General features: G+C 44.6%; 14 protein-coding genes. 7 read left to right on the top strand and 7 right to left on the bottom strand.

All coding sequences use genetic code 11. The features are described 5' to 3' along the window. Positions 1 to 96: 96 nt before the first annotated feature. Entirely contained in the window at positions 97 to 1,377 is a 1,281-nt protein-coding gene (gene clpX, locus ACYFDN_RS06505) for an ATP-dependent protease ATP-binding subunit ClpX (protein ID WP_016400662.1), read from the top strand. 55 nt (positions 1,378 to 1,432) lie between these two features. Here clpX and ACYFDN_RS06500 read toward each other — a convergent pair whose 3' ends face one another. From ACYFDN_RS06500 to ACYFDN_RS06470, 7 genes are read right to left on the bottom strand one after another with little or no spacing between them, the layout of a single operon-like run. Then, entirely contained in the window at positions 1,433 to 2,038 is a 606-nt protein-coding gene (locus tag ACYFDN_RS06500) for a DUF938 domain-containing protein (RefSeq protein ID WP_483510447.1), read from the bottom strand. Beyond that, positions 2,028 to 2,393, bottom strand: coding sequence for a Na+/H+ antiporter subunit G (locus ACYFDN_RS06495; RefSeq protein WP_220718332.1), 366 nt, complete (start codon positions 2,391 to 2,393; stop codon positions 2,028 to 2,030). The genes ACYFDN_RS06500 and ACYFDN_RS06495 overlap by 11 nt, the downstream gene beginning before the upstream one ends. Positions 2,394 to 2,402: 9 nt before the next feature. Beyond that, a complete protein-coding gene (locus ACYFDN_RS06490; protein ID WP_016400659.1) occupies positions 2,403 to 2,672 on the bottom strand; it encodes a K+/H+ antiporter subunit F in 270 nt (89 codons plus the stop codon). Further along, positions 2,666 to 3,169, bottom strand: a complete 504-nt coding sequence (locus ACYFDN_RS06485; protein ID WP_016400658.1) for a Na+/H+ antiporter subunit E — start codon at positions 3,167 to 3,169, stop codon at positions 2,666 to 2,668. The genes ACYFDN_RS06490 and ACYFDN_RS06485 overlap by 7 nt, the downstream gene beginning before the upstream one ends. Beyond that, positions 3,166 to 4,677, bottom strand: a complete 1,512-nt coding sequence (locus tag ACYFDN_RS06480; protein ID WP_483510446.1) for a monovalent cation/H+ antiporter subunit D — start codon at positions 4,675 to 4,677, stop codon at positions 3,166 to 3,168. Before ACYFDN_RS06480 ends, ACYFDN_RS06485 begins: the two co-directional genes overlap by 4 nt. After that, positions 4,677 to 5,030: a Na+/H+ antiporter subunit C gene (locus ACYFDN_RS06475; RefSeq protein ID WP_016400656.1), complete on the bottom strand. Its 354-nt coding sequence runs from the start codon at positions 5,028 to 5,030 to the stop codon at positions 4,677 to 4,679. Before ACYFDN_RS06475 ends, ACYFDN_RS06480 begins: the two co-directional genes overlap by 1 nt. Further along, positions 5,030 to 7,825, bottom strand: a complete 2,796-nt coding sequence (locus tag ACYFDN_RS06470; protein ID WP_483510444.1) for a monovalent cation/H+ antiporter subunit A — start codon at positions 7,823 to 7,825, stop codon at positions 5,030 to 5,032. Before ACYFDN_RS06470 ends, ACYFDN_RS06475 begins: the two co-directional genes overlap by 1 nt. Before the next feature lie 193 nt (positions 7,826 to 8,018). Here ACYFDN_RS06470 and ACYFDN_RS06465 point away from each other — a divergent pair, with 193 nt between their 5' ends. The 6 genes from ACYFDN_RS06465 to ACYFDN_RS06440 all read left to right on the top strand — a co-directional run bounded on the left by ACYFDN_RS06465 (position 8,019) and on the right by ACYFDN_RS06440 (position 17,395). Continuing rightward, on the top strand, positions 8,019 to 8,435 hold the full coding sequence (locus tag ACYFDN_RS06465; protein ID WP_483510442.1) for a DUF5329 family protein: 417 nt from the start codon (positions 8,019 to 8,021) through the stop codon (positions 8,433 to 8,435). Then, entirely contained in the window at positions 8,432 to 9,337 is a 906-nt protein-coding gene (locus tag ACYFDN_RS06460; RefSeq protein ID WP_483510440.1) for an AraC family transcriptional regulator, read from the top strand. The genes ACYFDN_RS06465 and ACYFDN_RS06460 overlap by 4 nt, the downstream gene beginning before the upstream one ends. A gap of 179 nt (positions 9,338 to 9,516) precedes the next feature. Further along, the gene (locus ACYFDN_RS06455) at positions 9,517 to 10,644 is read left to right on the top strand and encodes an S-(hydroxymethyl)glutathione dehydrogenase/class III alcohol dehydrogenase (RefSeq protein ID WP_016400652.1); all 1,128 of its coding nucleotides are present in this window, start codon (positions 9,517 to 9,519) and stop codon (positions 10,642 to 10,644) included. A gap of 11 nt (positions 10,645 to 10,655) precedes the next feature. Next, complete coding sequence (gene fghA, locus ACYFDN_RS06450) at positions 10,656 to 11,501, top strand: S-formylglutathione hydrolase (RefSeq protein ID WP_483510439.1); 846 nt, start codon at positions 10,656 to 10,658, stop codon at positions 11,499 to 11,501. Between the two features lie 494 nt (positions 11,502 to 11,995). After that, positions 11,996 to 13,159: a glycoside hydrolase family 5 protein gene (locus tag ACYFDN_RS06445; protein ID WP_472590638.1), complete on the top strand. Its 1,164-nt coding sequence runs from the start codon at positions 11,996 to 11,998 to the stop codon at positions 13,157 to 13,159. A gap of 177 nt (positions 13,160 to 13,336) precedes the next feature. Beyond that, entirely contained in the window at positions 13,337 to 17,395 is a 4,059-nt protein-coding gene (locus tag ACYFDN_RS06440; protein WP_483510438.1) for an AsmA family protein, read from the top strand. Positions 17,396 to 17,533: the final 138 nt, after the last annotated feature.

Raw genomic sequence — 17,533 nt, 5'->3', positions numbered from 1 at the left:
TCTGTACAGATAGAGCATAGAGAAAATAGCATTCTTCGCGGTTTGATTTACACTGTAGATAAAAGCGTAGAATGCTACATAGTTTGAGGTTAGCGAATGACAGATAAGCGCAAGGGTGATGGAGATAGCAGTAAGCTGTTGTATTGCTCCTTCTGCGGTAAAAGCCAGCATGAAGTGAGAAAGCTGATTGCCGGTCCCTCCGTCTATATTTGTGACGAATGTGTTGAGTTATGTAACGACATCATTCGAGAAGAAATAAAAGAAATATCGCCAAATAAAAAAGAAGGCAACGCCTTACCGGTTCCTAAGGAAATTAGAGAGCACCTTGATGACTACGTAATTGGTCAAGATCACGCCAAGAAAGTATTAGCAGTTGCGGTTTATAACCACTACAAGCGCCTTCGTAACGGTGATGTGGCTGATGGCATTGAGCTTGGTAAGAGTAACATCCTTCTTATTGGCCCAACTGGTAGTGGTAAAACGCTACTGGCGGAAACGCTTGCTCGTTTACTCGACGTACCGTTTACCATGGCTGATGCTACTACTTTAACCGAAGCAGGTTATGTAGGCGAAGATGTTGAAAACATTATCCAGAAGTTACTGCAGAAATGTGACTACGACGTTGATAAAGCGCAACGCGGTATTGTTTACATTGATGAAATTGACAAAATTTCTCGTAAATCAGATAACCCGTCAATTACTCGTGATGTTTCTGGTGAAGGTGTACAGCAAGCCTTACTTAAGTTAATCGAAGGTACTGTAGCTTCTGTTCCTCCGCAAGGCGGACGTAAGCATCCTCAGCAAGAATTTTTACAGGTTGATACCTCTAAAATCTTATTCATCTGTGGTGGCGCATTTGCTGGCTTAGATAAGGTTATCGAGCAACGTGCTTCTACCGGAACGGGTATTGGTTTCGGGGCTGAAGTGAAGGGCGAAGCAGATAAAAACTCGCTAAGCGAAACCTTCTCTAAAGTTGAGCCAGAAGATCTAGTTAAGTATGGTCTTATTCCTGAGTTTATTGGTCGTTTGCCTGTAGTGGCTACGCTAACTGAGCTTGATGAAGACGCATTAATCCAGATTTTAAGCGAACCTAAAAATGCCCTTACTAAACAGTACGGTGCTTTGTTCAAGCTTGAAGATGTTGAGCTAGAGTTCCGCGAAGATGCACTTCGAGCTATCGCTCACAAAGCGATGGAGCGTAAAACCGGTGCTCGTGGCTTGCGTTCAATTGTAGAAGCAGTATTGCTTAATACAATGTACGACTTACCATCGATTGATAATATTTCAAAAGTAGTTATCGACCAAACGGTGATTCAGGGTGAGAGTGACCCAATCTTGATTTACACCAATGAAGATAAAGCTGCTAGCGCAGAGTAAACTGTGCGAGTATAAAAAAAGCCAGTCTTATGACTGGCTTTTTTGTTTTTGTAAGTTAGGCCTTTTGCCAAACTAAAAACAGGTTGTTAGCTGGCATAGCTATTGTCTCTTTGAGATGTAAATCATGTATGGCTGCCCAAGCCTGCAATTGCTCAATGTCTCGAAGGCCTCCGTAGCCTTGAGCTTGCAGCATCAAATCGAACTCGCGATTACTCTCGCTACTGTATTGGCCAGCTTGCTTAAACGGGCCATAGTGAAACAGTTGTCCATTAGATGGTAAATTGTCACCGATGTTTGCATACATTAGCTCTACGAGCTCTTTAGGCATTATGTGTGCGGTATTGGCGGTATATACTGCGTCACAATCACATGGCCAAACATCTTTACCTACTTGATAGTTGACTGGCTGCGGTTGCTCATTGAGCAGCATGTAATCTTGCCAATATTGAATGGCTGCGTCATTGGTTTGTTGATCAGAGGTCTGCCAACGAAGCTGAGGTAGCGCTTTAGCAAAAAAAGCCGCGTGTTGTCCGGTGCCTGAACCAATCTCAAGCAGGCACCGCGATGATGTTAGCCTTGGGGCGAGCTGTTCTATGATTGCCTGTTTGTTATTGTCGGCGGCGCGATTAAAAAACGCCGCCGGGTGTTGATTACTCGTCATTCGGGTTTTGATGTAAATAAGCTTTGTTGGTTAAGTGTTGCTTATGAGTATTGTCCTTAAGCTTCACTTTGTAGTGCAAACCGGCTTTAGCTAGCATGTGCGCTGCAATAGGCGCAGTAATTAGCAAAAACATGGTAATCAGTATTTCTTTTAAATTAACCCTGCCTAACTCAAAGCTAAAATAAACCATTGAGGCAATTAAAATGCAGCCAACACCCAATGTGCTCGCTTTGGTTGGGGCGTGCAAGCGGGTGAAAAAATCTGGTAACTTGGCTAAACCAACTGAGCCAATCAACATAACTACCGCACCAAGTACAAGCAGAATGCTTACAACAATTTCTAATAAACTGGTCATCTGCTAATCCTATTCGATGATGTCGCCGCGAAGTAAGTATTTACAAAATGCAGCTGTACTAACAAAGCCTAGTAAGGCAATTAGCAATGCGCTTTCGTAGTAACTTACCGAGCCTTGGTACAAACCTAACAATATAATTAAGGCGATGCTGTTGATATACATAGTGTCTACCGCAACAATGCGATCAGGTGCGGTAGGCCCAATAATTAAGCGCCAAGCATTAAGCGCCAAGGCTATACAAATTAAGCCGCTAGCAAAGAGAGTGGCATAAGCTAACATTTAAAAATCTCCTTCAGTGGGGCTTCATAGCGCTGTTTAATTTGTGTAATTAGCGCTTGCTCATCCTCTAGGTGAAGCACGTGTACATAAAGCCATTGTTTGTCGTCAGATAACTCGACACTGCAGGTTCCTGGGGTTAACGACACACTGCTTGTAAAAATGGTTAATGGCAAAGGTTCGCTAAAAGAGATAGGCACCGCGACAAATGCAGGGTTAAGTTTTTTGTTACTTTGCAAAACCCTTTTCGCAACATCAAAGTTCGAAACGACAATATCGATAATTAAACGAAAAGTGTAAGAGATTACTTTAAGTGGGTTTTTAGCAACCGGTTCTTTTTCACTTAGAGGCGCAACGATCCAAGGGATTACAATGGCGAAGATTGCACCTAGTACCATATGCCCGCGGCTAAACTCATGTAAGATTTGCCACACTAACCACAACAGTAAGCTGTGGTAAGGGGTTGGAAACCAAACAAATTTCTTTTGAGTTTTAATCATTTGGCTACCTCGTTAAGTTGTTGCAGGCTTAGGCCAGCATTGAGTTGCTCTGCGGCAAGCTGAGCGTAATCGGTTAATGGACCACCAAAGACCACCATTAAAGGCAGTAAGCCCACTAAAATAGCGATGGCCAGATATTGAATAGGGTGCCCTTGTAAGGCAGTGGTGTTTTCGCCACTGGTACGCCAAAACAAAGAGGTACCGGCACGAGATAAGGCAATTAGCGAAATCAAACCTGCCCCTAAAATTAAAGACCATATCCACGCCATTTGATTGGTATCGGTTACCGATTGCAAGATAAGGGCTTTGCCAACAAAACCAGACAACGGAGGCATGCCGATTAGACCAATTGCAAGCAGCGCAAATACAAAGCCTAATTTAGCTGATTGAGGCATAGCTCTTGCTGTTACAAAGCGGTCTTCTGCTTTTCCTCGCTGTTGCTGAATGAGCCCCGCCAGCAAAAACATCGCAGCACAAGCGATGGTACTGTGTACTAAGTAATAAATACCGGCAGTGCTAGCTTGTACGCTATTTAGGCTAATTGTAACCAACAAAGTACCAACCGAAACAATCACCAAGTTGCTACACAATACTCTTAGGCTTTGGCTCGCTAATACTGATATTGCGCCAATGGCGATGGTCAATAAGGCAATTGGCCATAGCCACGGAAGTGCGATATTGGCCAGCTCACCCGCTTGATCTCCAAACATTACTCCGTGGATCCGCCAAATACTGTAAATACCAACTTTGGTCATAATGGCAAATAGCGCGGCTACTGGGGTGCTGGTGCTTGAGTATGCCTTTGGCAACCAAAAGTGCAGCGGTAGCATTGCTGCTTTCAAACCAAACACGGCAAGTAACAGTAATGCGCCAGACTTAGTAATTAGCTGCTCGCTGTGTGACAGTTGCGGAATTTTGTCAGCCATATCGGCAAAGTTAAGCGTACCTAAGGTGCCGTATAAGGTGCCCAAGGCAAACAAGAATAACGATGAGCCAATTAAGTTTAAAAACACATAATGGATGTTGGCCTGAATTTTTTGTTTACCGCCTCCGTGGATCATCAAGGAGTAGGAAGCAATCAGCAATACCTCAAAAAATACAAACAGATTGAACGCATCGCCAGTTAGAAAGGCGCCGTTAATGCCCATTAGTTGGAACATAATTAATGGATGAAAAAATGCTCCATTTTTATCTTCACCGGCACTGGCATACAAAATGACTGTTAGGCCTAATATGGCGCTTAAGGCGATCATTAATGCTGAAAAGGCATCAGCCACTAACACAATACCAAAGGGCGCCGACCAATCACCTAAGGCATACATTTGAATACCTTGGTGTTGCACTTTTAAAAGCAAGGCGATTGCCACAACAACCATTAACAAATTGGCTGCAATCGTGAAAATACGTTGTTTGCTTAACGAAGCGCTTAGGCTTGGAAATAGCAACACTACACCCACAAAAAACGGGATAAGAACGGGGAAAACAACTAAATGATCAAACAAACTCATTAGGCTTTATCCTCCCGCGCTAAACGGTCTATAGGTTCTTCTCCATCAACATGGTCATTACCCAAATCAGCACGCCCGCGCATGGCCAAAATAACGGCAAAAGCGGTCATCGCAAATCCAATAACAATCGCTGTTAGGACTAAAGCTTGAGGGAGTGGGTCGGCGTAATTATCTCCGCCATTTAGCACCGCTGGAGCGCCAATGGTTAATCCGCCACTGGCAAACAAAAATAAGTTAACAGCGTAAGACAGCAAGGTTAATCCTATAACAAGGGTAAAAGTGTGGCCACGTAGCATCAAAAAGATGCCACACGCGGTCATAAAGCCGACACACACTGAGTAGACTACTTCCATTATCTTTCTCCTACGGTGAGTCGTTCTTTGGTAGTAAGTTTGCCTAGATTAGCCAAAATCAATAAGGTTGCGCCGATTACCGTTAAGTACACGCCTAAATCAAATACCAAGGCGCTGGTAAGCTCAAACTTGCCTATCCAAGGTAGTGAGAAGTAATCAAACCAAGAGGTTAAGAATGGGCGACCAAAGGCCCAGCTGCCTAAACCGGTAATTGCTGCGGTGACTAAACCAATGGCAATAAAGTAGTGGTAACTAACACTTACTCGCTTGCTCATCCAATCTACGCCGTGAGCCAAATACTGCTGAATCAGAGCAATCGAGGTAATTAGGCCTGCAATAAAGCCACCACCAGGTAAGTTGTGTCCTCGCATGAAAATATAAGCCGATACTAATAGGAATAAGGGCAGTAAACTTTGTGATACTACCGACAGTAGAATTGGGTATTTGTCTTTAGCCCATAAGCGGCCATCGTGATCTTTAGTACGCATCGATAAACGCATTCTTGCAATCAGCTTATAAATACCTAGTGCCGCAATACCCAAAACGGTAATTTCGCCAAAGGTATCAAAACCACGGAAATCAACCAAAATTACGTTAACCACGTTGGTACCACCGCCGCCAGTTTTAGCATTAGCAATAAAGAAATCTGAAATGCTATCGAGCGGATGAGTCAGTAAGGCAAAACAAATACTGCCAACAATACAACCAATTGCCGAAGCCACCGCTAAGTCACGAACAAAGTGGCTGGGGCGGCTTTTGCTGGTAGGAGTATGTTGAGGGAAAAAGTACAAAGCTAACAACAGCAGGATTACCGTTACTACCTCTACAGATAACTGCGTTAAGGCTAAATCTGGCGCCGAGAAGTAGGCGAAGGTAATCGATACCACCAAACCCACTAGCGATAACATGAGTAGCGCTATCATCCGGTAGTGGCTCCAGATAATGGTAGCGAGAGAGCCTGCAATTAGCAGTATCGCGGCAATCACTACTGCGCCATTAAGCGGCGTGCTTGGCAAGCTTCCTTGAGTTGTCTCTAAGTCCAGTAGTGGTGGTGCTGTTAAGGCTAGTGCAAAAAAGCACAACCAAAATGCGTAACGCTGTAACGATCCAGACTCTAAATAACCATTCACTTTTTGCGCCCACATTACGCAGCGTTGAATGGCGCCTTCAAATATTAACTTGGCATCTAGTGCGGGGAATAAACCTTCAAACCTAAACAATGGTTTGCGGTTTAAATAAATGGCTAATCCGCCAGCAATGGCGAGGCCGCTCATCAGCAATGGAATGTTAAAGCCGTGCCAAAGAGCTAAACTAAATTCGGGTAAGGGGTGGTTCAATACTGCCAGCGAGGCACTGTCTAACAGCGGGCCAATGGTGAAATTAGGGAAGATTCCAACAATCAAACATAGGGCTACCAAGATTTCGACGGGCACCCGCATGTAACGTGGCGGCTCGTGCGGTGTTTTGGTTAAACCTTTCGGTTCTCCGTTGAAAAATACATCGTGAATAAAGCGTAATGAATAGGCTACAGCAAACGCACCACCAATGGTGGCGAGAACAGGAATAAGCCAAGATAATGAGCCTAAAATGCTTTGGTCGAGAGTTTCGGCAAAAAACATTTCTTTGGAAAGAAAGCCATTTAGGAGTGGTACACCCGCCATCGAGGCTGAAGCCACCATCGCCAGCGTGGCGGTGATTGGCATGTACTTCCATAAACCATTAAGTTTGCGCATATCACGCGAACCAGACTCATGGTCGATAATGCCTGCAGCCATAAAGAGTGAAGCTTTAAAAATGGCGTGGTTAATAATATGAAATACTGCAGCAATTGCCGCCAGTTGGGTATTTAAGCCAAGCAGCAATACAATTAAACCCAAGTGACTAATGGTTGAATAAGCCAGTAAGCCTTTTAAGTCGTGCTTAAATAGCGCTGTGTAAGCACCCAGTAACAGAGTAAACAATCCAGTAAGAGAAACCACTGCAAACCAGGTTTCGGTTCCTGCTAGCACTGGGTAAAAACGTGCTAATAGAAAGATACCCGCTTTAACCATGGTGGCAGAGTGTAAATAAGCACTTACCGGTGTAGGGGCTGCCATGGCATGTGGTAGCCAAAAGTGGAACGGAAACTGTGCTGATTTAGTGAACGCGCCTAATAGAAACAAGGCCAAAATGGCAAAGTAATAAGGGTGTTGTTGCACTAATTCGCCGCTGTTTAGCACCACATCCAGTTCGTAGCTACCGACAACTTGACCCAGTAACACAATGCCACCTAACAGGGCTAAGCCGCCAGCGCCAGTAATGGTAAGCGCCATGCGAGCGCCTTTTCTTGCGTCACTGCTATGAGACCAAAAACTAATAAGCAGGAAGGAGCTGATACTGGTTAACTCCCAGAAAAACCACAGCTGCAACATGTTATTCGACATCACAATGCCTAGCATTGCTGTCATAAACATAATTAGGTAGCAATAAAAGCGGCCCATGTGGTCTTTTTCGCTCAAGTAGTAGCGAGCATACAAAATGACCAATAAGCCTATGCCCAAAATCAGTAAGCTGAACAGCACTGACAAGCCATCAAGGCGAAAAGAGAGGTTAAGCCCTAGCTGTGGGATCCAAGCGATACTTTGGGTGAAAAACTGGCCCCCCAATACCGCAGGCATGTCGAACAAAATCAAGGCCAGTGCAAGCGCAGGTAACAAGGCGGTGGCCAGTGCACAAGTACTTCGGCTGAATTTGTTGGTTAGCAAAGGAACAATAATTCCTAGCATGGGTAAAAACGGTACCCAGAAATAGTGCATTTAACGCAGCTCCGTCAGCTAATTGTTTGGTATTTATGAAAAATCATAGTCATTATTCGAATGAATATCCACGCTTAGTTTACACTACTTGGCTAAAGTTACTCAGCGATTAACAACAGTTATTTTGTTTCTTGAGCTTAAGGGAAATGAGTCATAGACTAGGCGCAAACCCCTACAATAAAAGGTGTTTTTGATGGTGCTATTTAAACGCGGTGTTAGTTTACTGTTGTTAAGTTTGTGCATGTTTAGTCAATTTACCTTAGCTGAAACAGCAAGCAACTCAAATTGGGGGCTACAGAAGCAACGAATTGAAGCCCTTTTACAAGCCATTGAACAAGCCGATCTCACTTTTGTTCGCAATGGCTCTGAGCACAATCCTCAGCAAGCAGGCGAACATTTAAGAATGAAGCTAAAGCGCGCGCAAAACAGTTGGTTTGCGCCAGATAAAGAGAGCTGGACCGCCGAAATGTTCATCGACAAGCTTGCCAGCAAGTCGTCCTTGAGTGGCAAACCCTATCAAATTCGGTTTGCCAATGGCGAGCAAGTGGACTCATCTATTTGGCTTTATCAACAGCTCGCCCTATATGATCAGCAGCAGGGAGCACAATGAGTAAAACTAATTATCACCGTAAGTTTGTACCGGTGATTCGTTACTTAGAAAAAAACTACGATAAAAACCTTAATTTGAATGAAGTGGCGGAGATGGCCCATTTATCTCCTTACTATTTTCACCGTGTGTTTAAGGCGGTAACGGGAGAGACTCCCGCCGATTTCATTCGCCGCTTAAAACTAGAGAAAGCCGCCACCCAGCTATTTTTTCATAAAGAAGCGGTCACCAAGGTGGCTTTAGATTTTGGTTTTTCTAGCTCGCAAGCCTTAGCTAAGGCTTTTCGTGGTTATTTCGCACTAAGCCCTAGCGAAGTAAAAAATTGTGAAAGCATGGAGCATTACACTCAATTGCTAAGAGACAGCAAGATTGGACACCTGTTACGCAACAATGGACACGCTTTAGCAAACGGCACGCAATATGATGACACTGCAAATCAAACAAGGAGTGAAATCATGAAAACTGAACATTTTGAAGAAAAGAACTTGGCTTACATTCGGGTAACCGGGCCTTATGGCGAAGGTTACGATGTTGCCAGTGAACGCCTTTATGGCTGGGCGGGACCAATGGGTTTAGCTGAGGGTGAGAGTATTTTTATTTATCACGACAACCCAGAGTTAACTCCAGCCGATAAATGCCGTACCGACGTTTGCTTGGCTATACCAGCAGGGGTTACTCCACCTGCTGGCATCGAGTTACAAACCTTACCTGCCGGGAGTTATGCCAATTTACGTAAACTGGTAACGGATAAATCGCAATATGCGCTTTACTGGCAGCAGCTGATGACCCAAGTGGTAGACGCAGAGTTAACGGTTGATAACCGCCCATGTTTCGAGCTTTACCATAGCTACGATTTAAAGACTCACCATGCCGATGTAAGTTTTTGCACCTCAATTAAGTTGTAAGTAGTTCAAGCAACTAAAGTTGCTTGCCGTGTTTTTGAGTTCATTTTGTTTTGCAGCCCATTCGGGCTGCTTTTTTTGTTCCCTAAAATAAAAAATGCTTATAAAGCTCAAGGCTATAGGCTCTGCTATGCTCTGGTAACTGCATGTTTAAATTGCTTATCTATCAGTGAAGGAATGTTATGGATACCAGTAACTTTATTAAATCTCGTGCCGCTATTGCTTGGGCTCCCAATCAGCCGCTTTCTATCGAAACCGTAGATGTTATGCCACCGAAGAAAGGAGAAGTGCTGGTTAAGATAATTGCTACAGGGGTATGTCATACCGATGCTTACACCTTATCAGGCGCCGATTCAGAGGGGGTATTCCCCTGTATTCTTGGCCATGAAGGAGGCGGCATCGTTGAGCAAGTGGGTGAGGGGGTTAACTCGGTTAAAGTGGGGGATCACGTGATTCCGCTTTATACCCCAGAATGTGGCGAGTGTAAGTTTTGTCTGTCGGGCAAAACCAATCTTTGCCAAAAAATTCGCTCAACTCAAGGGCAAGGGTTAATGCCAGACGGCACTACCCGCTTTTATAAAGACGGTAAACCCATCTTTCATTACATGGGCTGTTCTACCTTTAGTGAATACACGGTGCTGCCAGAAATATCACTGGCCAAAATAAATCCAAGTGCAGACTTAAAAGAAGTCTGTTTGCTGGGCTGTGGCGTTACCACCGGCATGGGCGCGGTGACAAAAACAGCCAAGGTGCAAGCTGGAGATACGGTGGCAATATTTGGTTTAGGCGGCATTGGCTTGTCAGCAGTGATTGGCGCAGAAATGGCTAAGGCCTCACGTATCTTGGCCATTGATATTAACGAATCTAAGTTCGAGTTAGCCAAACAGCTTGGTGCTACCGACTGCATAAACCCACAAACCATCGATAAACCTATTCAAGATTACATCGTAGAACTTACCGATGGTGGCGTGGATTTTTCATTTGAATGTATTGGTAACGTAAACGTAATGCGCTCAGCCTTAGAGTGTTGCCATAAAGGTTGGGGTGAATCGGTCATTATTGGGGTGGCTGGTGCGGGCGAAGAGATAAGCACTCGGCCGTTTCAATTAGTTACCGGCAGGGTTTGGCGCGGTTCGGCATTTGGAGGAGTAAAAGGGCGCAGTGAGTTACCCGAATATGTAGAACGTTACATGGCAGGCGAGTTTAAACTTAGTGACTTTATTACCCATACCATGGCTTTAGACAAAATTAATGAGGCATTTGATTTAATGCATCAAGGTAAGAGTATTCGCAGCGTAATTCACTATTAAGGTAACGTGTAATGACGATTAAATTACTTGCCAGCAACAAAGTCTTTGGCGGTGTCCATCAGCGTTATTCTCATCAATCAGAATCCACGCAATGTGAAATGACTTTTGCTGTTTATATGCCGCCGCAAGCTGCCGAGGATACACCGGTACCCTTGTTGTATTGGTTGTCTGGTTTAACCTGTAGCGACGAAAATTTCATGCAAAAAGCCGGAGCCTTTAAAGTGGCTGCCGAGCTAGGTATGGCGATTGTGGCCCCTGATACCAGCCCACGAGGTGAAAGCGTTGCTGATGACCCAGAAGGTGCTTATGATTTAGGCTTAGGTGCTGGCTTTTATGTTAATGCCAGCCAAGCGCCTTGGGCTAAACACTATCAAATGTATAGCTATATTTGTGAAGAGTTACCCGCATTGTTAGAGCAGAACTTTCCCATTACTCAACAGCGAGCTATTGCCGGGCACTCGATGGGCGGGCATGGCGCTTTGTCTATAGCCTTTAAAAATCCCCAGCGTTATTCGTCGGTTTCAGCATTTAGCCCAATTTGTCAGCCTACAAATTGCCCTTGGGGACAAAAGGCTTTTGCGGCTTATTTAGGTAATGACCAACTACGTTGGCAGGAGCACGACAGTAGTTTGTTGATTAAACAATTAAAACCCGAGCAGCAATTGCCACTGCTGATTGACCAAGGCAGCGATGACAATTTTCTTGCTGAGCAGCTCAAGCCCGAAACCCTTGTTGATGCCGCCAAACAACTTGATTACGCAATAAACTTTAGAATGCAGCAAGGCTACGACCATAGCTATTTCTTCATCGCTAGCTTTATCGAAGATCATCTGCGCTTCCACTTTAAGTATTTTTAGTTAACTAGGGCCTGTTGATCTTTGCTGATGGTTTTTGCAGCAATTTATTCGCCATTTAGGCAAGGCAGTGAGTGTGCAGTTAAGTGGGCTTAATAATCACTCGATAACGCTGAATAAATGGCTAATAAATGCTGCCCAAGGGTTCGGATAAGCGAGCTTTACTCTTTGTTAAGCACTTCTTGCTTAGCCCACTAGGCTTCTAAGTGCTCGCTGCGATTAAAGCCCGCTTATCTCGAACAACATTTCAACACCAAAGATCAACAGACCCTAGCTACTATCTTTTACGCTAAACCCGCAACTAACGCTGCGGGTTTGTTGTTTTTTCACATTCTTTGATGTTTTGTTTGAAACAAATTTGGGCATATTTTCATTGATGCTTTATTAATGTGAGAACCTACAAATTCTGATTACTGAACAAAGCTTTAGCCTAGGTCAGCCCGGGCTAATCAGTTAGCCTGCTTAGTAGTAATAGGTAGTTGTTTAGAAGGTAAAGCATGGAAGTGATTAAGAAATGTCTTCAAGGTGGTGTGTTGCTCAGTAGTTGTATTCTACTTGCAGCATGTGGCGGCGGTAGCTCTGTGGGCGCGCCAAGCGATGCAGAAGTTGAATTGGATAGCGCCTACTATACCGACCTGTATGGTTGGAATGCCAGCGGCGGACTTAGCCAAACCCAACTTGGCCGAGGACTTAACTTAGGTAACTACCTAGAAGCGCCTAATGAAGGAGAGTGGACGGGTGGAAGACTGCTGGTTCAAGAAGATCTACAGATTATTGCTGATGCTGGTTTTAAAACAGTACGCATCCCGGTGCGTTGGTCAAATCATGCTGGTGAAACAACACCTTATCAAATAGATGCAAGCTTCATGGCTCGGGTTAAGCAAGTGGTAGACTGGAGCTTAGCTGAGGATCTGCAAGTCGTGCTTAACGTTCATCACTATGAAGAAATGATGAACGATGGCGAGAACATGCAAGAAAACCATATTCGCCGCTTAGTGGGTATCTGGCAACAAATTAGTGAAGAATTCCCGTTAAGTGAGTACGGTCAAGAGCAGGTAGTATTTGAGCTACTTAATGAGCCAAATGGCACCATTGGCTACGACGATTGGAATGACATCATTGCTCGCCTAACGCAGTTGATTTGGACCACTATGGCCGATCAACAAAATAATGGCAGTGAGCAGCGTACTATTATGATTGGTACCGCCAATTGGGGACACCCCGATGGCTTAACCCAATTGCAATTACCTAGCAGTGTTAACTCCGATAACACCATTATTACCGTTCACTATTACGAACCGTTCCACTTTACTCACCAAGGCGCTGATTGGGTATCGGGCTCTAACGATTGGATTGGCACACCATGGTTAGGCACTGCTTCAGACCAACAACCTTTGATTGATTTGTTCGATAGGGTAACAGCTTGGAATGAACAAGCTGGGCGAGGCTTTGAGATATTTATGGGAGAATATGGCGTGTATTCACTGCATTCTGATCCCGACCATCAACGTGCCTGGACAGCGTTTATCTCTCGTGAAGCAGAAAAGCGCAATATAAGCTGGGCCTACTGGGAGTACGCCTCTGGCTTTGGTGCTTACGATCCTGAAGCTGGCGCGTGGCGACCAGCGCTAATTGAAGGATTGATACCTACCTCGCTTTAAGTATTACCCTCAGGCGCTAGTCAGTCTTGGCTAGCGCTAAATATTTCCTTTCTAACTATTATCTTATTGCTAATCAAACACTATAGTTTGTTAGTAGGTTTACAATATCAACATTAAATTCAAGCTATTAGCCGGTGTGCTAGTGGCTTTTTCTGCTATTTAAACGTAACTGTAGTGATGAAAATGAAGCCCTGGCTAAAACGAAGCTTAATAGGTTTAACAGTGTTGTTGCTTATTGTCCTGCTACCCATTGCAGCCTTAATGGTGGGTGTGAAGGTAGAGATTGGTGATAGCCGTCAATTGGTTACCAAGCTACTTAGCGAGCAACTGCAGCGAGATGTTCGTATTAACGGAAATATCCAACTAGAGCTGTCTTTTCGTCCAGCGATTACCGTAGAAGATATTCACATTGCCAACCCTAGCGGCTTTGGTGAACAAAGCTTTGCTCAAGTGCGAAAAACCAGTGCTCAGGTTCAAGTATTGCCATTACTAAGGCAGCATCTAGAGATCGAGCAAGTACTGCTAGATGGCTTTTATTTAGAGTTAATAAGAACCGAGGAAGGGGAAAACAATTGGCAATTTGCTAGTTCTGCAACCGCGCCAAGCAATACAGCCTCTCAGCCAGACCTTAGCAAATCAGAAGGTAGCAATGATTTCACTTGGCAAGGTATTAACTATAGCTTTGAAATCAAAGAGCAAATTTTAATTAGTGATGCCAGAATAAGCTATACAGACCAAGCCGCTGAAGCAGTGCTTAGCTGGCAGCTCGAAGAGCTGAAACTAACCTCCTTAGATAGCGAGACGTTGGCTATGACAGCCAAAGGCAGCATGCTAGATGAGCGTTACTCCTTAGATTCAACCTGGCAGTTAGAGCCCTTATTGCAGGGGCGAGCTGGCGACGTGCAACTGAATATGCAGGTGGCAGATGCTAGTTTGGGCCTATCGGGTCAATTAGCGCCGCAAAAAGAAATAAACAGCTATTTGGAGCTGAAACTTGATTGGCAAAATGCCGATTCGATTGCCCGTTTGTTAGGCGAAAATTTATCGCATATTGCACCCATTAAATTAGCGACCCGTTTTGATGGTAAACCTGGGAGCTATAGTTTATCGCCAATTTCGGCCACTTTGGGGAGTAGCCAATTTTCTGGTGAGTTAGCGCTTACCGGGCACCAGCCGGTCGCCATTAATGGCAACTTAGATATAAACCAAATTGATTTAGGTGTTTGGCTTCCCAGCGTTGAGCCTAATCAGTCTTCAGAAGAACCTTTAGTTGATACTCCCACTCAGCCGAAGCCAAATAAGCCCGCTGTTGCGCAAGTTCAAGAAGCAGAAACACAAGCTGAAGCTTTACCGTTGTTGCAGATAATCCGCTACTGGTTAAATCAAGCCGATGCAGATTTGTCGTTAAGCATTGGTGAGATAATCGGGCTACCGCAAGAAATATCATCCATTAGCCTAGGTTTAAAAGTAGAAGGTGAACAGTTAAAAGCACCGCTGCGCGCAGTGGTCGACGACATTCGCTTTCGCGGTAACTTAAAAGCGAATGTGCAGGACGACCGCTTAACAACGTCAATGCGTTTGGTCGCGCAAAAGTCTCCACTAGATAAACTAGCCAGCCGCATTCCAATGTTGGCGGGAAGTACTGGAAGCATTGGCCGCTCGGTATTACGCATTAATGCTGCGGGTAGTGATGTTGCTGAGCTACTAGAAAGTAGCCAGTTTAACTACAAAATTGAAGACAGCCGTATGACCTTACCCGCTGGCACCAGTTTTGATATTGCCAGTGCTAACATGAGTGCCGGATTAGCGAGTGAAGTAGCCGTTAATCTTGATGGTGTGTTGCTAGATATTCCGGTTAGCGCGGTAATTCATACCAGCCCTCTAAGAGCCATGCTCAATCAACAAGCGTGGCAAGTGCGCATGAAGCTAGACTCGCCCGCAATAGAGCTAAACCTAAATGGAGAGCTACCTAGTGGCGTGTGGCAGCAGGGAGCAAGTCTGCAGCTAAATGCAAATTCTCCACGTATTGGTTTGCTCGCGCCATGGCTAGGCGTAGATAAAGAAGCGCAGGGGATTTTTAAGCTCGATCTCGCGTTGCAGGCAGCAAAAGGGCGCTCATCACTTAACATTAATCAGCTTCAATTGGCCGACAGCCAAGGCAAGTTACAGGCAAGTTGGGATAAAAGTAAAACTGAGCAAGGTTTAGTGAGCATTAGTTCCGATTGGCAACGCATTAACATAGCCCAGTTAATGGCTTTTATGCCTAGCGAATCTGCACAGCCAGGATTAAAAGAAGATAAAGCAGCTACCCAACCGGCTAGTGAAAAGAAGGCAATAGATATTAGTGTGCCTATCTTGCCGCAAGGTGTGGCTATTCATGATGCTGATCTGGATATTTCGGTAGCGCAACTACTATTAGGTGAGCATCAATTTAATCGAATAGCACTGCAAGCTTCCGCGCGTGATGGCTGGTTGCAGCAAGCGCCATTTAGTGGCGAATTTGCTCAAAGTAAAATAGCGGGGAACGCAGTATTAGATTTACGCGGTTCACCACTAAAACTAGATTTTACTATTGCTAGTGAGCAGCCAAATATCCCTCAATTGCTTAAACAACTCAATATTGCAGAACAAGCTAATTTAGCTTTGGAACGTGCAGAACTAGATTTGTCTTTAAAGGGCGACAATATAGCCCAGCTATTAGCGAGTACCACGCTCTCGGCTAAGCTGATTGGCGGCTATTGGGACTTAATTGACCCCAATACTCAAGCGAGCGCAAGAGTAGAGCTTAATCAAGGTAGCTTAACTGCTAGCCCGCAGCAGCCCTTGGCTTTGGCCCTAACAGGTCACTTAAAGCAGCTTCCGTTAAGTGTAGAGCTAAGCACTCTCAGTTTGGCCGAGTTTAGCCAACAACCTCGTGAGCTACCAATTCAGCTTAATTTAGATATAAACCAGGTTAATTTAGAGGCAGAGGCGACACTTCCACGTCCCGTTTCAAGCAATAACTTAAGCCTTGCTATGCGCTTAAAAAGCCCTAGTTTAAGTCAGTTAGACAGCTTGCATGGTATTCAACTGCCACCGTTTGGCCCGATAGAGCTTGCTGGTGAGTTGCAGATAAACGAGCAAGGCTACGCTATTAATAACATGCTATTAGCGGTAGCAAATAGCGAGCTCACAGGCTTAGCTAACTTAAGTACCGTAAACGTAAAACCCCAACTCGATATTGCGATTAGTGCCAATAATATTCAGTTAGATGATTTTAAAACGGGAGATTGGCAAGGGCTTGAGCAACGCACTGATTTACCAGCTGAACAAACGCAAAGTAATGCTGAGGAGAAAAATCAAGTTGATTCAAACGAAGTCGCTCAGCCTTTGTTGAGTCAAGCTGTGTTCCAGCGTTTAAACGCCAATTTTTCTTTAGATGTTGAGCGGGTTAAATCTGGTGAAGATTGGTTAGGCGAGGGCAAATTGCATTGGCAGTTACACGATGGCAGCTTGCGTTTAGCGCCTCTATGGTTGGCGCTGCCAGGCGGTGAAATTAACCTTAGCGGCGAGTTAAGTGCTTTAGAAAATGGTTTTTATAGTCAGCTTAAGGCGGATATCGACAATTTTGATTATGGCTTGTTAGCAAGGCGGATAAAACCCGACACCGAAATGCGAGGCAGTTTTAGCCTGCATCTAGATGTAAACAGTGAGTTTGAACAGCTTGAGCAATGGTTAGAGAGTGCTAACGGTAAGGTGGGTTTTGCGGTTTGGCCTAAAGAATTTGAAGCCGGAATTATGGACTTATGGGCGGTAAGTCTGGCCAGTGCTGTGGTTCCCGAACTAGATGACTCCGACAAATCGGTACTTAATTGCGTGGTGGCAGCCTTTGATAGTAACGATGGTGAACTAGTTCAAAATGTCTTGTTGGCAGATACTTCCCGCATGAGAGTGCTAGGTGAAACCGAAGTGGACTTTAAGCAACAACAAGTAAAAATGGTGCTAAGGCCAAAAGCGAAACGCGCCCAAATTTTTGGTTTGTCTACACCGGTACAAGTTACTGGAAGTTTTGAAGATTTCAAAATAGGCATCGCAAGTGGTGGTTTAATTGGCACCACCATTCGTTTTGTAACCAGCCCGGTTGTTTCACCTTTGCGTTGGATAGTGGAAGCGCCGCTGGATGCCGATGGCAGTGAGCTTTGCCGTCAAGTTTGGCAGCAAGCCAAACAGGTGAATACCGATAAGCAAGTAGATTAGTTTGGCAGGCTCACTACATCCTTAGCTAGTTTATAAAGCGGATGCTGACAATGAGCCTTAAGCTAAATTGGAGTCTGGTCACTAAATACAAATTTTTCAGTTGCTTAGCATTAAGCAAGCTTGATAACTAAGTACTTA

It is taken from the genome of Agarivorans sp. D1326, from assembly GCF_056958115.1.
Note: the sequence above shows the minus strand (reverse complement) of the source record. Positions and strands in the feature narration are given on the sequence as shown.